This window comes from Mesobacillus maritimus, from assembly GCF_019749255.1.
Lineage (GTDB): Bacteria > Bacillota > Bacilli > Bacillales > Cytobacillaceae > Mesobacillus_B > Mesobacillus_B maritimus_A.
The window spans coordinates 37272-56871 of the sequence record NZ_JACWFH010000009.1; the positions used below are offsets into that span (position 1 = coordinate 37272).

At 38.0% G+C, this 19600-nt stretch carries 18 protein-coding genes; 3 read left to right on the forward strand and 15 right to left on the reverse strand.

What is annotated here, in order from left to right; genetic code table 11:
- Positions 1–161: 161 nt before the first annotated feature.
- Positions 162–2117 carry a lipoteichoic acid synthase gene (gene ltaS / locus H0185_RS08790; RefSeq protein WP_221873128.1) on the reverse strand — a complete coding sequence of 652 codons (1956 nt, stop codon included), beginning with the start codon at positions 2115–2117 and terminating at the stop codon, positions 162–164.
- 638 nt (positions 2118–2755) lie between these two features.
- On the opposite strand from ltaS, the gene H0185_RS08795 reads away from it, so the two are divergent.
- The 3 genes from H0185_RS08795 (at position 2756) to H0185_RS08805 (ending at position 5588) form a co-directional block, all read left to right on the forward strand.
- Positions 2756–3823, forward strand: a complete 1068-nt coding sequence (locus H0185_RS08795) for a lactonase family protein (RefSeq protein WP_221873129.1) — start codon at positions 2756–2758, stop codon at positions 3821–3823.
- Between the two features lie 187 nt (positions 3824–4010).
- Positions 4011–4526, forward strand: coding sequence for a DoxX family protein (locus tag H0185_RS08800; protein ID WP_221873130.1), 516 nt, complete (start codon positions 4011–4013; stop codon positions 4524–4526).
- A gap of 156 nt (positions 4527–4682) precedes the next feature.
- Positions 4683–5588: a nuclease-related domain-containing protein gene (locus H0185_RS08805; RefSeq protein WP_221873131.1), complete on the forward strand. Its 906-nt coding sequence runs from the start codon at positions 4683–4685 to the stop codon at positions 5586–5588.
- A gap of 92 nt (positions 5589–5680) precedes the next feature.
- Here the strand turns inward: H0185_RS08805 and H0185_RS08810 are convergent, their stop codons facing one another.
- The 14 genes from H0185_RS08810 to H0185_RS08875 all read right to left on the reverse strand — a co-directional run bounded on the left by H0185_RS08810 (position 5681) and on the right by H0185_RS08875 (position 19593).
- Positions 5681–5863: a hypothetical protein gene (locus H0185_RS08810; protein WP_221873132.1), complete on the reverse strand. Its 183-nt coding sequence runs from the start codon at positions 5861–5863 to the stop codon at positions 5681–5683.
- Positions 5864–6177: 314 nt separating this feature from the next.
- Positions 6178–6426: a hypothetical protein gene (locus H0185_RS08815; protein WP_221873133.1), complete on the reverse strand. Its 249-nt coding sequence runs from the start codon at positions 6424–6426 to the stop codon at positions 6178–6180.
- Between the two features lie 258 nt (positions 6427–6684).
- Positions 6685–8094 carry an ATP-binding protein gene (locus tag H0185_RS08820; protein WP_343223112.1) on the reverse strand — a complete coding sequence of 470 codons (1410 nt, stop codon included), beginning with the start codon at positions 8092–8094 and terminating at the stop codon, positions 6685–6687.
- A complete protein-coding gene (locus H0185_RS08825) occupies positions 8084–8788 on the reverse strand; it encodes a response regulator transcription factor (protein WP_221873134.1) in 705 nt (234 codons plus the stop codon). Before H0185_RS08825 ends, H0185_RS08820 begins: the two co-directional genes overlap by 11 nt.
- Positions 8789–8918: 130 nt before the next feature.
- A complete protein-coding gene (locus H0185_RS08830; protein ID WP_221873135.1) occupies positions 8919–10106 on the reverse strand; it encodes an MFS transporter in 1188 nt (395 codons plus the stop codon).
- A gap of 111 nt (positions 10107–10217) precedes the next feature.
- Positions 10218–11477, reverse strand: coding sequence for a DUF445 domain-containing protein (locus H0185_RS08835; protein ID WP_221873136.1), 1260 nt, complete (start codon positions 11475–11477; stop codon positions 10218–10220).
- Between the two features lie 261 nt (positions 11478–11738).
- Positions 11739–12545 (reverse strand): zinc transporter ZupT, encoded by an 807-nt coding sequence (gene zupT, locus H0185_RS08840; protein ID WP_221873137.1) that lies wholly within the window; start codon positions 12543–12545, stop codon positions 11739–11741.
- Between the two features lie 250 nt (positions 12546–12795).
- A complete protein-coding gene (locus H0185_RS08845) occupies positions 12796–13326 on the reverse strand; it encodes a chromate transporter (RefSeq protein WP_221873138.1) in 531 nt (176 codons plus the stop codon).
- Entirely contained in the window at positions 13323–13895 is a 573-nt protein-coding gene (locus tag H0185_RS08850) for a chromate transporter (protein ID WP_221873139.1), read from the reverse strand. Before H0185_RS08850 ends, H0185_RS08845 begins: the two co-directional genes overlap by 4 nt.
- A 234-nt stretch (positions 13896–14129) precedes the next feature.
- Positions 14130–14786 carry a potassium channel family protein gene (locus tag H0185_RS08855; RefSeq protein ID WP_221873140.1) on the reverse strand — a complete coding sequence of 219 codons (657 nt, stop codon included), beginning with the start codon at positions 14784–14786 and terminating at the stop codon, positions 14130–14132.
- Between the two features lie 543 nt (positions 14787–15329).
- Positions 15330–16586 (reverse strand): Ger(x)C family spore germination protein, encoded by a 1257-nt coding sequence (locus H0185_RS08860; protein WP_221873141.1) that lies wholly within the window; start codon positions 16584–16586, stop codon positions 15330–15332.
- Entirely contained in the window at positions 16564–17670 is a 1107-nt protein-coding gene (locus H0185_RS08865; RefSeq protein WP_221873142.1) for a GerAB/ArcD/ProY family transporter, read from the reverse strand. Before H0185_RS08865 ends, H0185_RS08860 begins: the two co-directional genes overlap by 23 nt.
- Positions 17667–19217, reverse strand: coding sequence for a spore germination protein (locus tag H0185_RS08870; protein WP_221873143.1), 1551 nt, complete (start codon positions 19215–19217; stop codon positions 17667–17669). Before H0185_RS08870 ends, H0185_RS08865 begins: the two co-directional genes overlap by 4 nt.
- 181 nt (positions 19218–19398) lie before the next feature.
- Positions 19399–19593, reverse strand: coding sequence for a hypothetical protein (locus tag H0185_RS08875; RefSeq protein WP_221873144.1), 195 nt, complete (start codon positions 19591–19593; stop codon positions 19399–19401).
- Positions 19594–19600: the final 7 nt, after the last annotated feature.

The following is a 19600-nucleotide window of genomic DNA, read 5'->3' on the forward strand; positions in this document are numbered from 1 at the left end:
TTGGACTAATAATTGCTTATAATTAAATGATAATGATTTTCAATGTCGAATGCAATGACTATTTTATGACAACGTTAAACTTTCTTACTATTAGACAGTATAAACAAGGAATAAAGTATAAAAAAAACTGCCTATGTTAGACATAGGCAGCTTTATTAATTCTATTTAGTCTCTGGTACAGAACCTTTATTTGAATAGTTATAGTTAGAACGCTCTACTGGCGTGAAATCACCTGGTGTATAGAAACGTAATAAATCACCATTTACCACTTTATCAGAAAGCTCTAATTGCTGTCTGACGATTTGATTCATTTGTTTAAATTCCTCAGTTTCTTCAAGCAATTCACCCGTTTTAGGATCATAGTACTTTTCGTTAACCGCAGTAACAGTTGGGCTAACAAAATCTCCGTTACGGAAAGCTACAAGCTCACGGTGGTCCTTAGAAAGTAAGTCAGTACCTAAGTGCACAAACTCTTCTCCTTCAACACCAAGAAGATGAAGCAGTGTCGGCAATAAGTCAATTTGTCCACCATATGTGTGATTCACCCCACCTTTTAATCCAGGCGAATGAATAATCAATGGAACTTCTTGCAACTCCGCACTAACCTCTGGTGTTACTTCTTTCCCTATTACGGTTTCCATCGCTTTATTATGGTTTTTAGAAATTCCGTAATGGTCCCCATAAATAACGATAACAGAATTATCATAAATCCCTGATTCTTTCAGGTCATTGAAAAACTGCTCTAATGCCTCGTCTGAGTATCGAGCCGTTTGGAAGTAATTATCAACCGTCTTACTACCTGTATCATGCTTTTCAATCGTTGTTTTCTCTTGATCCATAGTGAACGGATAATGGTGCGTTAACATAATAAATTTTGAATAAAAAGGTTCTGGTAATGATTGAAGCAATGGAATAGATTCTTCGAAGAACGGTTTATCCATTAATCCATAATTGGTTACATTTTCTGGACTCATATCATAGTAGCTAGAGTCAAAGAACTTATCCATGCCAAAAGATTTATAGATTTCATCACGGTTCCAGAAAGACCTAGTGTTACCATGGAAAACAGCGGAAGTGTATCCTTTCTGTTGAGAAAGAATAGCCGGTGCTGCTTGATAGGTATTCATTCCTTTCATCGAAAAGGCCGCTCCTTGTGGCAAACCAAACAAAGAGTTTTCAATCATGAATTCAGCATCAGCTGTTTTCCCTTGTTCTGTTTGGTGATAGAAATTATCAAAATAAAGTGTATTGCTATCACGAGTTAATGAATTAAGGAAAGGCATTACCTCTTCCCCATGCAATTCATAATCAACTAAGAAGTTTTGAACAGATTCTAGGTGAATGTAAATCACATTGCGTCCTTCTAACGCTCCAAAATACTCTGGGTTAGGCTCAGCAAACTGAGACTGAGTGTAGTTAATCACTTCAGTAATATCATTACTATCAGCCATAACACGCTGCGCAGATGCCTTCGTACTTTGAACTGCATCGTAAACCGTGTAATTGTACATTCCTAAATATTTAACAATATAGTTTCTGTCGAATGTTCTAGTTAATAGTTGTGGGCGGTCTGCTTCCGCCATTCCAAGATTGGCACTGAAAATAGCAAGTCCTAATAATAAGACTGCCGCAATCTTCCGTCCGCTTATCTTAGAGGTATCAAACTTAATAAGATTAAAGCGTTTAGACGCTAGGACAGCCAGCACGATAAAATCAATAAAGAAAAGAAGATCATATGGCTTAACTAGAGTATATAGACTTGAGCTTACGTCCCCAAAGTTCTGCGTTTGAAACAGTGTCGGTAGAGTAATAAAGTCATTAAAGAAACGATAATACAGTACATTTGCATATAATAAAAAACTAAGGACAAAATAATTAATAAGGAGCCAGCGATATTTTTTCTTATCCTTCTTAAACATAGCAAGTCCAAGGAATAAGACTGCAGAAGCAAGTGGACTTAAGAATAATAGAAAGGACTGAATGGAATTTTCGACTCCTAAACTGAACTGTGTTACTTGAACAACATATGTTTTAATCCAGAGAAGGAATACGGCTAAAAAGAAAAACCCCATATAATTATTAAGAGTCTGTTTTCCAAAATTAATGATGCTTTTCATTTTTTCACCTGCTTTTTAATTTAGAGTTTAAACGAAACTTTTCTACTATATTTATATTATACTTTACGGTTCTTCATAGAGGAAACTCTTGCTACAAAGAGATAATATACTCTCTTTTCCCTAAAATGTAAAGTGGAAAATGTACTCCTATTTTTTTCCACTCCCTATAAATCCGCTTTCTTTATAGGACCTTTGTCATGTTTTTAAACTTTGAGGAAGATTCACGGAAAAAGCCTTTTTCGTCTCGAACACTGTATAAACCACTTACATATAGTAAATATAATAAGGTATAACTGTGAGGTGATGAAAATGGGGCTTTTGAATGCCTATCAGGAGTGGAAAAACTCTAGATACGAAAAACATGTTTCTAATATGAAAGAACAAGATAAATGCCCAGACTGTTTTGGCAGAGGCTATCACATATTCCCTGCAACTGAATTTGTCTATAATGTAACCCCATATGACTGCCAAGGATGCGATGGCACAGGTAGTTTTCAACAATGGACAAACCTCAGGTGAGACAACTTGATTTTATGAGTGAAGTGTCCTAAATATGAATCATTTCTAAGACCTGTACTCTTTATGTACTGGTCTTTCATTTGTATAATAGACACTATTATGTCCAAAGGAGGAACAAAATGAAAAAGAGCAGTCAGATTTTCAATGGGTTTATCGGTACATACACAAAGGGAAATAGCAAAGGAATTTACTCCTTTCAATTAGATTCCCAGACAAAGGAAATTTCAACTATACAGCTAGCTGCTGAATTAGAGAATCCAACCTATATAACCATTACGGAGGACCAACAATTTCTATACTCTGTTGTAAAAGAAGGGGAATCCGGCGGAGTTGCAGCTTTTCGTCTAGGAGAAGAGGCCGCACAACTACAAGAATTAAATCGAACCTTAGAAATCGGGGCATCCCCTTGCCATGTCTATACAGGCCCCAATCAATCTGTTCTAGCGTCAAACTATCATAAAGGGACGGTCACGTACTATAAATCAAAAGAGGATGGTTCGATTACCGCTCCTCTATCTGTTGCAAAACATGAGGGTTCTGGTCCAGATCCTCGCCAAGAAAAAGCCCATACCCATTATTCCGGCTTTACCCCGGATGGAAAATATATTGTTGTCGCTGAGCTCGGAATTGACCAGATTATTACGTATCAACTAGTTAATGACCAACTAGTTGAGGTTACAAGATTGGCAACGAAGCCCGGCAGTGGCCCTAGACATCTTACATTCCATCCAAAAGAGCCCTATGCCTATGTTATGACTGAATTTAGCTCCGAAGTCATTGTTTTAAAATATAATCATACCGATGGAAGCTTTGAACAACAGCAGGTCATTTCTGCTCTTCCGAATACGTTTACGGAAAACAACCAAGGAAGTGCTATTCATCTCACATCTAATGGTAAATTTGTTTATGTAGCCAATCGTGGGCATGATAGTATTGCTGTATTTGAAGTGAACCAGGAAAGCTTTCAGCTAAGTTTAATTGAACATATTTCTACTGAAGGGAATTGGCCGCGTGATTTTATGTTGGACCCCACAGAGAACTTTCTTGTCGTTGCGAATCAGAATTCTAGCAATCTTGTCCTCTTTTCCAGAGACCAAACTACTGGCAAGCTGAGACTTCTGCAAAAAGATATAACTGTCCCGGATCCAGTATGTGTAAAGTTCTTAAACCATTCATTTAAATCATGATATTCAAATGTAAAGGCTGAGGATCATTCTCCTCAGCCCTTTAGCCTTACAATAAAGTGAAATTGACAATTACTTTTCATAACTTTATTACAAAAGTTTGAATAACCAGAAAACGACCTTCCTTTTCCTTTTTAATTTGATATCTTAAAAGTGTAATAATTATTCATTCTAAAAAGGAGTGATTTTGATGATTGTCAATGCATTAAGAAAGAATAAGATTGTTGCTGGGATTCTTGCAATCGTTCGTATCTACCTAGGCTATGCATGGTTTACAGCAGGTTATCATAAAATTATTGATGGGTTCGACGCTTCAGGATTCTTACAAAACGCAGCCGCCAACCCAGTAATGGGCCCTGATGGCACACCAGTCTACGCTTGGTATACCACTTTTCTTGAAGCCTTTGCCATCCCAAATGCAGACCTCTTTAACTTCTTGATTCCGTGGGGAGAAGCTGCCGTTGGTCTTGGTCTTATGCTTGGTTGCTTAACAACCACCGCCGCTTTCTTTGCTTTAGTTATGAACTTCGCCTTCTTCTTTGCTGGTACCGTCTCTCACAATCCAACCGACATCCTAATGGGCTTCTTCATTGCCGTCGCCGGCTACAATGCAGGACACTATGGCCTAGACCGCTGGGTCATTCCATTCATCCGCAAAACTGTTTTGAAACAAACTTCTACTGCCGCTACTAATGAAACCCTATAATGAAGAAAGACCCTTTTGGGGTCTTTTTTTGCTTAATATCGCAGGTTTGCCTTAGATTAAGGAACTGTAACATAAATTTCATACTTTTTTGTCAATCACACTTTGTATTTTTATAAAATTGAGTTGAACCCTTTACAATAAAAAAGGATGTGGACCATGTCTTATAAATGTCGTACGGAATCTAAAGAACTACAAGCACTAAAACTCTTAAACACACGAATGGATCTATCTGCCAAAGATAAGCAGCACTATTTAAATCTTAAGAAAGGCTTTGAGGGTGAAAGAAGGTTCGATAGACAAACAGAAACTCTTCAGTGCGAATGCTTAATATTAAATGATTTACTTCTTAAAGTTAGTAATACCGTGTTCCAAATTGACTCATTACTTATTTGTTCCGAGACAATTTATCTCTATGAAGTGAAAAATTACGATGGGGACTATGTATACGAATTAGATAGATTTTATACTAGAAATAAAACGGAGATTATAAACCCTCTGCACCAATTAAAGCGAAGTGAATCGCTCCTACGCCAGCTACTAGATAAACTTGGATATAACATACCGATTAACTCATCCGTCGTTTTTATTAACCCCGAATTCACCTTATATCAAGCCCCAATCACAATACCATTTATCTTCCCAACTCAAATTAATCGCCATATAGAAAAACTTAATATGATATCTTCAAAAATAAATGCTAAACACAAAATGTTAGCTGACAAATTAGTTTCGTTACATCTTGAAGATGCACCTTATTATCAGTTACCTTCATATAATTACGAAAGAATGCGAAAAGGAATAAGTTGTGTGAAATGTAGTTCTTTAACAACTTTTGTCGAAGGAATGAAATGTTTTTGCAAGGAGTGTGGAGAAGAGGAGCTAGTTTCCGATTCCGTAATGAGAAGTGTTAGAGAACTCCATCTGCTCTTTTCGAACCAAAAGATTTCTACCAATAAGGTTTATGATTGGTGCAAAGTGATTACGTCAAAAAAAAGAATTTCAAGAATCCTTGAAAAGAATTTAAAGGTGAGAAACGTTAGACGCTGGTCCTATTATGAATAGATCTTTTGATTTTGAAGATACCTTTTAGTTTTAACTGAGATGTTGTCCTTGAGCGATTCACTCAAGGACTATTTCTTGTTATGGGATTAGTTTTATCCTTGGGTGGGATTCTCATAGACATTTTCCTGCTTTCCTACTGGATTTTGTCCTTGAGCACGCTTCTCATGGACATTTTCCTGCTTTCCTACTGGATTTTGTCCTTGAGCAGGCTCCTCATAGACATTTTCCTGCTTTCCTACTGGATTTTGTCCTTGAGCAGGCTTCCTCATAGACATTTTCCTGCTTTCCTACTGGATTTTGTCCTTGAGCAGGCTCCTCATAGACATTTTCCTGCTTTCCTACTGAATTTTTGTCCTTGAGCAGGCTCCTCATAGACATTTCTTTGCTTTCCTACTGGATTTTGTCCTTGAGCAGGCTCCTCATAGACATTTCTTTGCTTTCCTACTGGATTTTGTCCTTGAGCACGCTTCTCATGAACATTTTCCTGCTTTCCTACTGGATTTTGTCCTTGAGCACGCTTCTCATGGACATTTTCCTGCTTTTCTACTGGATTTTGTCCTTGAGCACGCTTCTCATGAACATTTTCTTGCTATCCTACTGGATTTTGTCCTTGAGCACGCTTCTCATAGTCATTTTCCTGCCTTCCTACTGGATTTTGTCCTTGAGCATGCTCCTCATAGACATTTTCCTGCTTTCCTACTGGATTTTGTCCTTGAGCACGCTTCTCATGGACATTTTCCTGCTTTTCTACTGGATTTTGTCCTTGAGCATGCTTCTCATAGACATTTTCCTGCTTTCCTACTGAATTTTTGTCCTTGAGCAGGCTCCTCATAGACATTTCTTTGCTTTCCTACCGGATTTTGTCCTTGAGCACGCTTCTCATAGACATTTCTTTGCTTTCCTACTGGATTTTGTCCTTGAGCACGCTTCTCATGGACATTTTCTTGCTTTTCCTACTTGATTTTGTCCTTGAGCACATCTCTCATAGACATTTTCTTGCTTCTTACTGAATTCTGTCCTTGAGCACGCTTCTCATGGACATTTTCTTGCTTTTCCTACTTGATTTTGTCCTTGAGCAGGCTCCACATCGATATTATTAATTAGCTAGTGGAATTTTAATGATAAATTTTGTTCCCTGCCCTTTTTGACTAATAACGGTAATATCTCCTTCGTGTAGCTCAACGAGGCGCTTTACGATGGATAATCCTAGGCCAAACGCTCCGTACGGATTGCTTGTTCGAGATAAATCTGCTTTATAAAACCTGCGCCAAATTTTTTCAATCTCACCCGGGTCTATTCCGGTTCCGGTATCTTCAATCTCAATTACCGTTGCCTTCTCAACTATCTTGCCTCTCAGGGTAATTGTTCCATTGCTTGTAAATTGAATACTATTTTTAGTAATATTGATCAGAATTTGCAATATCCTGTCATAGTCTGCGAATACCGTTGCCCCGTCTTCTACTTCTATTTGAATGTCATTGCCCTTTTCATTTGCCTGAAGGTACAGTTGTTCTTTGATGATTTCTAAAAGTTCATCTAACTCAATTTCCTCTTTAGAAAGCTTTACTTGATTGGATCTAATTTTTTCATAATCTAGATTTTCATTTACTAGCCGAATCAGTCGCTTCGTTTCCTTGCTAACAAGATTGATTCCCTTTTCTTTGTCAGCTTCTGGAATCATATTATTTCTTAACCCTTCAATCACTCCACTAATCGTTGTCAGTGGCGTACGCATTTCATGGGAAACGTCAGCCATGAATTGGCGCCTTCGGTTTTCTAAGCTTTCGATTTCCTCCATTGAGCTATTCAGTTTATCGACCATTTGGTTAAAATCCTTAGCCAATTCCCCAATTTCATCAAAGTTTGATGAAGGCACGCTTACATGATAATTCCCTGCAGATACCATTGAGGTCGCCGCTTGAATTTTTTTTATTCTCTTTACATGTAACTGAGATAAAAGCCAACTAAGTAGAATAGAGACTCCTAGTGCAAAGAGCGCAGCATAAAGAAGGTATTGATTAATTTCACTGATCATTTCCTGGGTTCCTTGTATCGGGGAAGTGAGAAGAACTCCACCAATAAAACGCCCACCGATGATATAAGGAACGGCCACAAAGGAAACATCCTGGTCAAACCTCTTTAAATCGTACTTACTAACAATCGTTTCTCCCGACTGCAATCTTCGCCATTCTTTTTCGGTTAAGACCAGTGGCGGTCCTTGCCACTTAATCGGATTCAGCAATTGAATATTTTCATCAAAAACACTGAATTGAATGTCTCTCCCAAATAATACATTGGCATATTGATTGATGACCTGCTCTGGACGGTTATTGCCTTGCTGCAAATCTAGCAGAATGTTTTCCCCATAATTAATCAGTTCATCGGTCTTATCCTTGTAAACAAGGGTTTCAATGTATTGCGAAAATAAAAGACTTAAAACGATAAATGCTACTAGAAGCACACCAATATGACTAAAAATCTGCTGATACAAGTATTTAATCTTCACTCTGGTCCACCGACTCATCAAATTTGTAACCTACTCCCCAAACCGTATGTACGAATGGCTGTGAGTCTGTCCCTAGCTTTTTCCTTAACCGTTTTACATGGACATCCACTGTCCGTTCATCTCCATAAAAATGGTAGCCCCAGACTCTTTCTAGCAGTTGTTCCCTTGTAAACACTTGGCGGGGGTGTTGAGCAAAATAGGCCAAAAGATCAAATTCCTTTGGAGTCAGGTTTAGAATTAAGACACCCTCCTTAAACACTTCCCTTGAATCCTTATCTATTTTAAGATGCTTTGTTTGGACGATGCTTTTTGCTTCCTGTTCTCCATTGTTCCGCTGATATCTCCGTGCCACCGCTTTAATTCTTGCCATTAGCGCGAGCGGACTAAACGGCTTCGTGACATAATCATCCGCACCCATTTCTAACCCTAGGACCTGATCTGATTCACTATCTTTCGCCGTTAACATAATAATCGGGATTTCGCTATTTTCCATTCTGATTTTTCGACAAAGACTTACACCGTCCATTCCTGGAAGCATCCAGTCGACAATAAGAAGATCCCATTCGCCCGTTTTGAACTCGTGATAGCCTTTTAGTCCATCATGAACAAATTTCCCGTCCATTCCTTCCTTAAGGAAGAACATTTCAATCATTTCACAAACACTTTCGTTATCTTCAATAACAAGAATTTTCATTGTATCCCCTCACCTTAATGTTCCTTACCCTTAAATTAAGCTTTCATCATTTAATAATCAACTCTGTCCCAACCAATTTACAAATTAATTAAAAAAAAAACCACATCAACACTGAATGTGGTTTTAACCGTTAACTTAGTTGCTTGTTACGAAATAATAAGTAGATATACAAAAGAATTGAAATTACTATTGAAATTGCTGACGTAACGTAGATACTTGCGTATCCCCATAGATGCCCAATCTGACCAAACATAATAGCCCCTATCCCAACCCCGAGGTCAAAGAAAGAAAAAAAGGTGGCATTGGCCATTCCTTTACGATTTGGCTTCGCCTTTTCAACTGCCCATGCCTGTAAGGCTGGCTGAACTGATCCAAACCCGAGACCATAAATGCCTGCAGCAAGAAACAGAATGAAACTGTTTGGGAGCCATGCAAGCAGAATCATCGCGACAAGAATGAATGCAGCTCCAGGAATAAACACTGCTTGATGCCCTTTACGGTCATAGAGCTGTCCAGCAAACGTTCTAGAAATCATAAGAAACAGAGCGTAAATGAGGAAATACCATTCGATCCCTGCTATTCCTTTTTGCGCAGAATATAATGGAAGAAAAGTCGCAATCCCCCCAAATGTAACTGTGATAAAAAATAATAACATCGATGGTTGGAGTGCACTTTTTTCATAGAAATCCCATTTTGCAGTCACTGCAGGTGTACTGCTCTTTTCTACTCCCTTATAATGAATTCTCGTGGCCATAAAAAAAGCTAACAAGCCTAACCCTGCACAAACAAAAAATAATGATTTAAAGGAAATGATTCCTGCTAAGGCTAAGCCTAGTGATGGTCCAAGCGCCAGGGCGATATTTCCTGAAAGTCCGTAATAACCTAACCCTTCCCCTCTTCTAGTCGCTGGTACGATATCAGTTGCAATCGTACCAGAAGCAGTTGTAGAGAATCCCCATCCTACTCCTTGAATAATTCTTAAGAAAAACAATAAAAACATCCCGGTTGCAAAACCAAATGACCCTACTGAGACTACAAAGACTGCGAGTCCAATCAAATATACAAAGCGGCGCCCCTTTGACTCGAGAGCGTGTCCTGCATAAGGGCGAAGAAGCAAGGCGGAAAAAGTGAAAATCCCTACCACCAAGCCAATTAATTGATCGTTTCCACCTAAATATTCTACAAACAGAGGAATGGTTGGTAACGTCATTTGAAACCCAAGGAAAATAAAGAAATTGGCAAAGCATATTAATATAAAATCCTTCGTCCATATTCTTTCCTTTACACCTGCACGTTGCCCTACAAGTTGTTTCTCCATTTTATTCCTTCTCTCTACCTTAAAAATAGCTTCGCTTTTAACCTAAATTGCTACCAAATACATTAATCAGCAATTGGGTTACTGAACGTTTTAAAAAGAGTGTACCGCTCTTTAATAAATCACTAGTTTAAAAATAGTTAAACATAAACCAATAAAGAATCCACATACAGCGCCATTGACACGAATCCATTGGATATCCTTGCCGATATTATTCTCCATCATATCAATTAAGGTATCCGTATCTAACTTATCAAGGTTTTCTTTGACAAGCATTCCAATTTTGGAATGATTATTTTCAATAGCAGCGGCTACCTGGTTATGTAACCATCTTTCAATAGCGGACATTTTTTCACTATCGTCCTTAATAGCGTTAAGATAACGGAGGACGACTGGGTTAACATAATCATCAACAAAGTTTTCTTGAGCAACAAACAAGAGAATTCGATCCTTTGCCATATCTAAAAGACTGTTAATTTGTCCTCCCAGTTCTAGCTCACTGACCAACTTATTTTTCCATTCATTGATTTCTTCCATTAACTTTTCCCGGTTCTCGATACCAACTAATTCCTTCCTTATCCACTCGAGGATTAAAGTCCGGTATCGATTATCTGGATTGCTAACATTTTTAATCCTATTCAGGACAAATGTTTGCATCATCTGTCCAATTCGCTCTTCATTCATCATTTGATTAAAAGATTGAATAGCAAACTTTAAAAGTCCGTCTGCTTCAGTTGTTTCGATCAGCTGCTTCCCTACCTTACCCATCGTAAGTTTTGCTTCATTTGTCGCCGCCCACTTCCCCGTTTCCTCGAGAATATAATTGAAAGCTGCTTCATCATATTTCCGGTCCACGATTCCATCTGCAACAGATTTGAGGAGCCTTGATGCGTCTACCTCCAGTAAGTACCCTTTTATTTCCTTTTCAAGTAGTGGTGCTAACTTTTTAAAGTCTATTCTTGTAAGGGAATCCTGAATGAGCGAGTGGACAACTTTCTTTGTATACTCATTCTGTATTTCCCTATGTACCACCATTAAAATCTTATCCGTGAAGTTAATCTTTCCGATTTTCTCCATAATGCTTGTCACTGTAAGCCAGTCTTTTTCAAGCATACGGACTAATGCCTGGGTTAGCCTTTCTCGGTTTTTGGGGAGCAAGGCTGTATGTGGAATTGGAATGCCTAACGGATGTCGGAACAAAGCAGTGACTGCAAACCAGTCCGCTAAACCACCAACAAGACCAGCCTCAAAAGCTCCTTGTAATAATTTCCCCGTTAATGTGTCCTGAAAGGGGATCGTCAATAAAAAACCCAAACCCATTACAGCCAGTGAAACACCAGCTAAATACCTTGATTTTTTTTCTTTTTTATCCATACTTCTCCCTCGAGCAATTATTTTTGTCTTCCTATATTATTGTATAAAATTCCAACATTTTCAAACGAACGATTTACACCTTATATTATAAACATAATCGATGTAGGGATAAAAAAAGAACGTCGGAATGAAATCCGAGCGTTCCTCCTTATCTACGGAACCTGTTTTTAGAAGTAAAGCTATTTTTTCCATACGTAAAATATGCTATTTAAGTAACAACATGGATCAACCAATTATACTTTGTAGAGAAAGACTAATTGATTAAATAAACAACAATAAACTGATAGCCATAACAGCCATGCCACCTATGAGACCATAAATAGACATATGGGCTTCATCGTATTTTTTCGCAGCAGGAAGTAGTTCATCCAAGGAAATAAACACCATGATTCCAGCTACAGCTGCAAAAATGACCCCGAACATAATATCGTTTAAAAAAGGCATTAAGAATAGGAATGCGACAATTGCCCCAACCGGCTCAGATAGACCAGATAAAAAAGATAGTTTAAAGGCTTTTTTCTTATCTCCTGTTGCAAAATAGACAGGGACAGATACAGCAATTCCCTCAGGAATATTGTGGATGGCAATAGCAACTGCAATGGCAACACCTAGAGCTGGGTCTTGGAGGGCAGATGTAAACGTAGCAATTCCTTCAGGAAAGTTATGAATCCCTATTGCCAATGCTGTAAAAAGGCCCATTTTCAGTAAAGCAGGGTCTTGACTGACGTTTTGATTATTCATATCCTCCACTTTCTTGAGTTCATGTGGATTGGATTGTTTTGGGATGAACTTGTCAATTAAGGCGATTAGAACCATTCCGCCAAAGAAGCCTCCCACAGTAATCCAATTGCCTAGTCGATCCCCTAGTGACCCAGTTAGTGCATCCTGTGCTTTTACAAAAATCTCAATCATTGATACATAGATCATTACACCGGCTGAGAATCCCAGAGCCAGTGATAAAAACCTTGTATTGGTTCGAGATGTAAAAAATGCTAGAATACTGCCAATCCCGGTAGCGAGCCCAGCCATTAATGTCAAACCAAAAGCAAATAATATATTTTCAGGCATATAATATCCCCCATTCTTATTATGCTTCACTGCTTATATTTTCAGTCTATGCACAATTCTAAGAAAGTTTCCTTTAGGAAACATTTTAACCACAGGCAAACTAACGGTCAAGAAGAAAAGCTTGAAGGGGATTATGTATCCGATAGTCAGATACGCGGTTTTTGGGGTCCCCTTTATCCACAAAGGGTCACACGCTTCCTACTTCACGTTAGATAATCAGCTTAACTCCATAAAAAAACCCTTCTTCTAGTTAAGCTAGAACAAGGGCTCCGTAAATGAGTGCTCCACTAATTACATATGCAGGGTGAACCTTTAATTTTTCCATTAAAAGATAAGAAATGCCTCCAATCAGGATGGTTTGAAAGGCACCGACATCCTCATAGGAGGATAGAAAAAAATCATAGGTCATCACACCTAGCAGTACTGCTATAACTGGTCTAACGACAATGGTCAGCCTTTTTACTCTTGGTGATTCTTTATACTTCATTAACAAACTAAGCAAGCCAAGCATTAACATTAAGGACGGTGCCACGGTAGCGAATACTCCAACAGCTGCCCCTAGAACACCGCCTTGTGTATAACCAATATACCCAGCCATTTTTGTCGCTACTGGACCCGGGAGTGCGTTCCCAATAGCGAGTACTTCACTGAATTCATTCACTGTCATCCAGCCGTACTCATCAACAACTTCATTTTCAATAAGAGGAATCGACGCAGGCCCCCCTCCATAGCCAAGGATTCCTGGGACGAAAAAGGCCCAAAAGATTTTTAGATAAATCATAAATTCTTCTGCTCCTTTTTCTTTTCTCCTTCATTGGAATTCTTTTTAAGCAAAGAGCCTGCCAATAATACAAAGATCAAAATAGCAGGATGGAGATGCAGCACTTCTAATAGGATAAAACTCCCCAAGATAAGAACCGCTGACCAGCGCCATCCAAGTACGGATTTTCCAGACTTTTTAACAAATCCCCAAGTAAGAACAGCGAGCATAACTGCAACAACAGGTACAACAGCCTCGGCCATTCCTTTCACCCAAGGTTCATCCTTATATGTTTGTAAATTTGTTAAGAGAATGATCAAGAGAATAATTGTCGGCACAACCGAAGCAATCAAAGCATTGAACATGCCAAGAACGCCACCAACCCTATACCCAATGTATCCTGCCATCTTCGTGGCTACGGGTCCTGGAAGTGCATTCCCTAACGCTAAGATGTCACTAAATTCGTCGCTATTCATCCATTTGTATTTTTGAACGACTTCTTTATGTACAAGAGGGATTGACGAAGGACCACCACCATATCCAAGTAAACCTACTCGTAAAAATGCAAGGAAAATTTCTTTTTGTCTCATATTATCCCCTTCAAACATTTTTAAAAAAAACTGTATAGGCCTATAATTTAGGGCTGATTTCTTAAAACTCTATCAAAATGAATGTCCGTCAATGTATAATTTAGCTTAAACACATAAAAATGCTACCCAAGAGAAGAGCCTATTCTAGAGTATTTTTTCCATCATCCTTTAAAACCTCGCTTCATCTTTCTTCCATAGCCAAAAGGCTACAGAGTAATCATTACTCGGCAGCCTTTATGTAAGATTCGCAAAGTTTTCTAGATCACTGTTTTCCCCAATTACAAGTAAAATATCATCTGCTTCCAAGTTCTCTTCCGGATCTGGAGCAATATTGATTTGATTTTTTTCCTTAATAGCCACGACGGTTACATTGTGTTTAGCCCTTAGATTTAGCTCACGCAAGTTTTTGCCCATCATACTTTTAGGTACATGAATTTCTTCAATACTGAATCTTTCTGAGAGCTCAATAAAATTAAGAACATTAGGAGCTGCCGTTAAGTAGTGGGCAACTCTTTCACCCATATCTTTTTCCGGAAAAATGACTTTATCTGCTCCAATTTTAGATAATACCTGACCGTGGTTTTTGGTTAAGGCTTTTGCAACGACGTGTTTGACGCCCATTTCTTTTAGTAAAAGCACAGCCAGGATACTTGCTTGTATATCATCCCCAATAGCCACAATCACAGTATCAAAGTTTCTTATTCCTACATCTCTCATCGTTTCTTCTTCTGTCGCATCTCCAATCACCGCGTAAGAAACAGAATCCTTGTGATCATTGATATTTTCCTCATTTTTATCAATTGCGAGCACCTCATTGCCTTCTTTATATAAAGTGGTTGCAACGCTTGAGCCAAATCGTCCCATCCCAATAACTGCATACTGCTTTTTCATACTAGGCATTCCTCCTATCCAATCGTAATCTTTCCTAGTGGTAAACGGTTATGACACTGATACTCCCTTTATCCTTAATCATTGTAACAGAGAGACTGAATATGAGAAGTTTAATTGCCTCTGGCCTAATCGTTTTGTCCTAAAAAAATCTCCTATTATAGATTTACGTCTGCCTTGCCTTTAATTTGAGCAAATACGCCCTCAATTAATACTAGGAATGTCGTCTTGCATTTGATTTTAGGATATCTGAATCCTTTAGGGTAAGTAACCGCCGCGGCCGGACTCATAAAACAGAGACATCCCATAAATAAATTTCCGACAAAAAGCAGCTCCTATTTACATGTATAAGAGCTGCTTCGTTTTAAGGGTGCTTATGTTTTAAAATAGGTTAGGTATGGGAGTACTATTGCAAAGGATGCAAGCAGAAACACAGCTGTAGCTCCGATTTTATTCTTATTTTTCCATAACGATAGCGCAAAACCCATTGTATAAAGAAAAACCACCAAAACGATAAACCATAAGAATGTGTTCATAATATATTCGTCAATCCCTTATCCCTTTATAGCTAGGAGTCTTTGGCTGTCTACCAAATTTCCCGAAACGCAGGTCCACATCAACCTTTACTTTCATATCAGGATAGGTTTTCATCCAATCAAAATTCATATACTCCTTTAACGTTTTAAATTCTTTTCTTGCGTGTAATGACCAACCAAACGGCTCTGCTTTAAATTCCTCTTGACTTATCCGGACAACCTCCATTATCTTACTTTCCATTTCTTTCTCAAATTCACTTCGTAATCTTTCTACTTTCTTTTTATTTTCAACTGGATTTTCCATACCTGGATCCGTTAGGACATCGATAGTCAAAGGAAGCTTTACATTGATTCGCGGAGGCTTCGCTTTCAAATCCATCTTAACAACCGATTTCTTCTGCTGATTGATTCTTACTGCCAATTGATAGTCTTCACTAAAAGGGTCTTGAAAAGTCGTCAAAACATCACGAACGGGAATTGCATCATGTAATAGCATGACAATCCTAGTTTCAACCCCTGTCATTGTTCCAATCATTTCACCTTCTAGAAAAACAGCAGAACCAAGAAACTGAGCATTATTTGCATCACCCTTAACCTTCAAGTCACCTGCAACAGCATCACTTTCATTTATACGGTAATTATCCTTATTGCTAGGTATTTTGGTGGTGGCAAAGGCACTTAGAAAGAGATTCGAATCTTCCTCGGTCACTCTAAAAAAATGATGTAGTTCCGAATCGGGGATTATCCCTATCTCAACTCCTCGTTCTATCATAAACTCATAAAATTTATGAGGGCGTTTCAGAAATTTAGGATTGTTTCTTCCAAAGAATTCTTTAACCTTCTCCTTTGTAACAACTAAATGGATATCTCGTTTAATTTCTCTATCCTTTTCAGCAGTATAAAGGAAACGAACGAATTCTTTTTCCCGAGCAAACTCTTCAGAAACTAAAATAACACTTAATAAGTCATAAGATATTTCCCTTGCAATAGCTACATTTGCGTTATTCCTCATTGAAACAAAGTCCGATGCCCGCATTGTTATTGTCATAAAAGAGGGTTCATCAGTTGCACTGGCTGTCTGTGAAGAGCCTACCTCAGGATTTGCTATTAAATAGGTCACATTTACCTTCCCTTTTTCTTCTGCTTTATCAAGTCCAATCCCAATAACAAATACCTGTCGATCTAATCCTTTTTGATCCCAACAACCTGCTAAATTCACCAAGAGAAGAAGTACCAAACAGATATTACATATCTTTTTTAACTTCATTTTTAAAATCCCCCCTTACCTTTGCGATTAGCCACATTAAGGAAGGTAAGATAAAGAAAATTGGGCTAAGTATCATTAACAGCTGCTCTCTCAAAAAAGGGACAGTAAAGGTTGCGTTTTTAGGAGTTATCCCAAGAAATATAACAAGAATCACCATCACCGGAACTAGGAACTCATATTCCTTTATTCTAAAAATCCCACCAAATAAGATAAGAACCATGTATAAATAAAACGCAAATCGAATAAATGCTGAAATCAACCAAAAAGGCAAAAACATACTCTCGACATTGTTTAGAAATCCAATTGAGATATAAAGAATTAATTCATGAAACGGGTAGCTTATCACTTCTATCGAAGTAAAATCAAAAAGCATGACATAGATGATGAGCGCCAAGGTTATCTCTATTAAGACGATAACAAATGCAATGAAGGTTCCCTTTTTAAATTCTTTAAAGGTACTAACAAATGGGGCAATGATGCCAATAAAGTAAAAATCAGCAAAAATTGATATTTTACTGGCAGCTGTTTTAACAATTTCAGAAGTCCCTGGTCCCCATATTGGAAAAAGAAACTTTGCATTCCCTTTTGTAAAAGCAATGATAAGCGCAAATGCCAAGGTTGTTTTTAAGTAAAAAAGAGTAATCCAAGCAGCTGAACCAATATGTTCAATCCCTCTTTTTGCTCCATAACCACACACAATCATCAAAATAACATAAATCGCAATTGAAGGGGTCTTTGTGAAATAAATGGTACTGATAATATTCACATATGTAGCAGAATCAAGAACTAGTGCTGCGAAACCAAAGATAAGCATCCCAAATGACAGGATGTTACCCATAACCTTACCAAACAGATGGAGGTTAAGGTCATGTAAATTTTTATCTCTATGGACTGAAAATACTTTTATTAAAAAGAACAATGGAATCAAAGTAAGTATCCCAGTTAACAACATGGATATCCAGGCTGCATTTTTTGCACTACTAAAAAAAAGCGTTGGAGTATCATCTGATAGTTTCGTCCCCACTGCTAATAAGATAATGGCCACGTATTCTCTAATTCCAATTTTCCCTTCTGTTTGTTTCATCTTACAGCCCCATTACTTTTTTTCTTCATATCCGTTGGCTTTAAATATCCAGGCCGAAATTTTTCATGTGTGATGACTCTTCTAAATATTGTATCCCCCGAGGATAAATAGTTTGGTGTCATAGGTGCTAAATACGGGACACCGAATGATTTTAAGGACACTAAATAAAAAATACCTACAGCAAATAAGGAAGTCATCCCTACAATCCCAAATAAACCAGCAGAGAGAATAAATAAAAACCGGATAATCCTGAGTGCATAGTTCAAGCTGATATCACTAATCGTAAAAGAGGTTAATCCACTAAGGGCAACAACAATAATCACGATTGGACTAATAATATTGGCTTCTACTGCAGCCTGTCCTAGGATTAGTGCCCCGACAATTCCGATTGTCGGCCCCATCGGGTTAGGAACTCTTAACCCCGCCTCCCTAATGAGCTCGAACGCAGCCTCCATTAGAAGAATTTCAAAAAAAATAGGAAACGGAACCTTTTCCCTCGACCCGGCAATCGCTAACAATAAATCCGCCGGAATCATTTCTGCATGAAAAGAGGTTACGGCAATGTAGATTGCGGATGTGAAAATCGTGATAAACATCGCTATAACTCTAATAAATCTGACAAAATTCCCAAAGAAAAACCTGAGATAATGTTCCTCAGGAGTATGAAAAAATGACCAAAAAGTAGCTGGAAGAATCAAAGCATCTGGGGAATTATCCATTAACAAAATAATATGGCCATCCTCTAAAAAGGAGGCTGCGCGATCCGGCCTCTCAGAGTATAGGATACTCGGAAAGAGAGATAATCTTCTCTCTTCGATATATTGCTCTAAGAGGGAAAGATTCTGGATTGCGTCCACATCAAGATTCTGCAGTCTATTTTTTATATTTCCGACTAGTTTATCGTCAGCAACATTACGAATATAAAGCATAAACACTTCATTCCTTGATCGCTCCGAAATGGTGACGGACTCCGCGATTAGGCTTTCATTTTTAATCCGTTTCCGAATTAAGGATAAATTAACAATCACTTTTTCAGTCAGAGCTTCTTTTGACCCTTTTACTAGTACTTCATTTTCTGCTCTTTCTACTGATCTCCCTTGAAAATTTGCACATTCAAATGCGTAGGCTTTTGTTTCGTAATCTGCAAAAATGACAGCATTCCCAGTATTGATATTCGTGACAACCTCTTTAATCTCTGAAATTGCAGTGACATTTTGTGTTGAAAGGATTTTGTCAATTTCTGCATCCATGTCAGTTTCTTGTAATAATGGCTTTATCGCACTATCTTCAACGGTTCTAACATCAGTAATTGAACTTATAAAAAAAATAGCAATTCTCTTACCATTACCACCAATCCTAAATTCTCTAACCTTTACATCTTTATTATCAGGGATTTGATAAATCTTTTTGATTCGTTCAATATTTACATCGATTTGACGGGATACAGACTGGTCCTTCTGATTCGATTGATCTTCCAGGGTATCCTTTAGATTGATTCGATTTAGCTTCTGCTTTCGCCCTGTCAGTTTCTTCAGAAGTTTAAACATTCTCCGCCCTCCCATTCTTACCTGTAAACCTAAAAATTGGTACTGTATTTAGATATTTACCAAATCATCCTATTTTATGAATGTTAATTAAGAAGGTTGGACCAATTGGCTAAACAGGTTGAAAGTTTGAATGCAAAAAAAGGAAGACGTTTCCGCCTTCCCACCTAAGAATAGATACAAACTACCTCCAGTTTTTACTAAAGAGCGTTTTAAAGCCAATATAGAGAAGTGCAAATGCGAAAATAACAATAACAAGGACTGCCACTATCTCAAAAAACGGAGCAAGACTTGGTAATATCCATAGAGCTTTAACCTTTAAAAGGGCAAATCCTACAAGAATGCACAAGAAAAATAGAATTGCAGTATAATACATCATTCATCCC

Coding starts and splice junctions, on each gene's coding strand:
- ltaS (WP_221873128.1), bottom strand. CDS start 2,117: ATGAAAAGCATCATTAATTTTGGAAAACAGACTCTTAATAATTATATG.
- H0185_RS08795 (WP_221873129.1), top strand. CDS start 2,756: ATGAAAAAGAGCAGTCAGATTTTCAATGGGTTTATCGGTACATACACA.
- H0185_RS08800 (WP_221873130.1), top strand. CDS start 4,011: ATGATTGTCAATGCATTAAGAAAGAATAAGATTGTTGCTGGGATTCTT.
- H0185_RS08805 (WP_221873131.1), top strand. CDS start 4,683: ATGTCTTATAAATGTCGTACGGAATCTAAAGAACTACAAGCACTAAAA.
- H0185_RS08810 (WP_221873132.1), bottom strand. CDS start 5,863: ATGTCTATGAGGAAGCCTGCTCAAGGACAAAATCCAGTAGGAAAGCAG.
- H0185_RS08815 (WP_221873133.1), bottom strand. CDS start 6,426: ATGTCTATGAGGAGCCTGCTCAAGGACAAAAATTCAGTAGGAAAGCAG.
- H0185_RS08825 (WP_221873134.1), bottom strand. CDS start 8,788: ATGAAAATTCTTGTTATTGAAGATAACGAAAGTGTTTGTGAAATGATT.
- H0185_RS08830 (WP_221873135.1), bottom strand. CDS start 10,106: ATGGAGAAACAACTTGTAGGGCAACGTGCAGGTGTAAAGGAAAGAATA.
- H0185_RS08835 (WP_221873136.1), bottom strand. CDS start 11,477: ATGGATAAAAAAGAAAAAAAATCAAGGTATTTAGCTGGTGTTTCACTG.
- zupT (WP_221873137.1), bottom strand. CDS start 12,545: ATGCCTGAAAATATATTATTTGCTTTTGGTTTGACATTAATGGCTGGG.
- H0185_RS08845 (WP_221873138.1), bottom strand. CDS start 13,326: ATGATTTATCTAAAAATCTTTTGGGCCTTTTTCGTCCCAGGAATCCTT.
- H0185_RS08850 (WP_221873139.1), bottom strand. CDS start 13,895: ATGAGACAAAAAGAAATTTTCCTTGCATTTTTACGAGTAGGTTTACTT.
- H0185_RS08855 (WP_221873140.1), bottom strand. CDS start 14,786: ATGAAAAAGCAGTATGCAGTTATTGGGATGGGACGATTTGGCTCAAGC.
- H0185_RS08860 (WP_221873141.1), bottom strand. CDS start 16,586: ATGAAGTTAAAAAAGATATGTAATATCTGTTTGGTACTTCTTCTCTTG.
- H0185_RS08865 (WP_221873142.1), bottom strand. CDS start 17,670: ATGAAACAAACAGAAGGGAAAATTGGAATTAGAGAATACGTGGCCATT.
- H0185_RS08870 (WP_221873143.1), bottom strand. CDS start 19,217: ATGTTTAAACTTCTGAAGAAACTGACAGGGCGAAAGCAGAAGCTAAAT.
- H0185_RS08875 (WP_221873144.1), bottom strand. CDS start 19,593: ATGATGTATTATACTGCAATTCTATTTTTCTTGTGCATTCTTGTAGGA.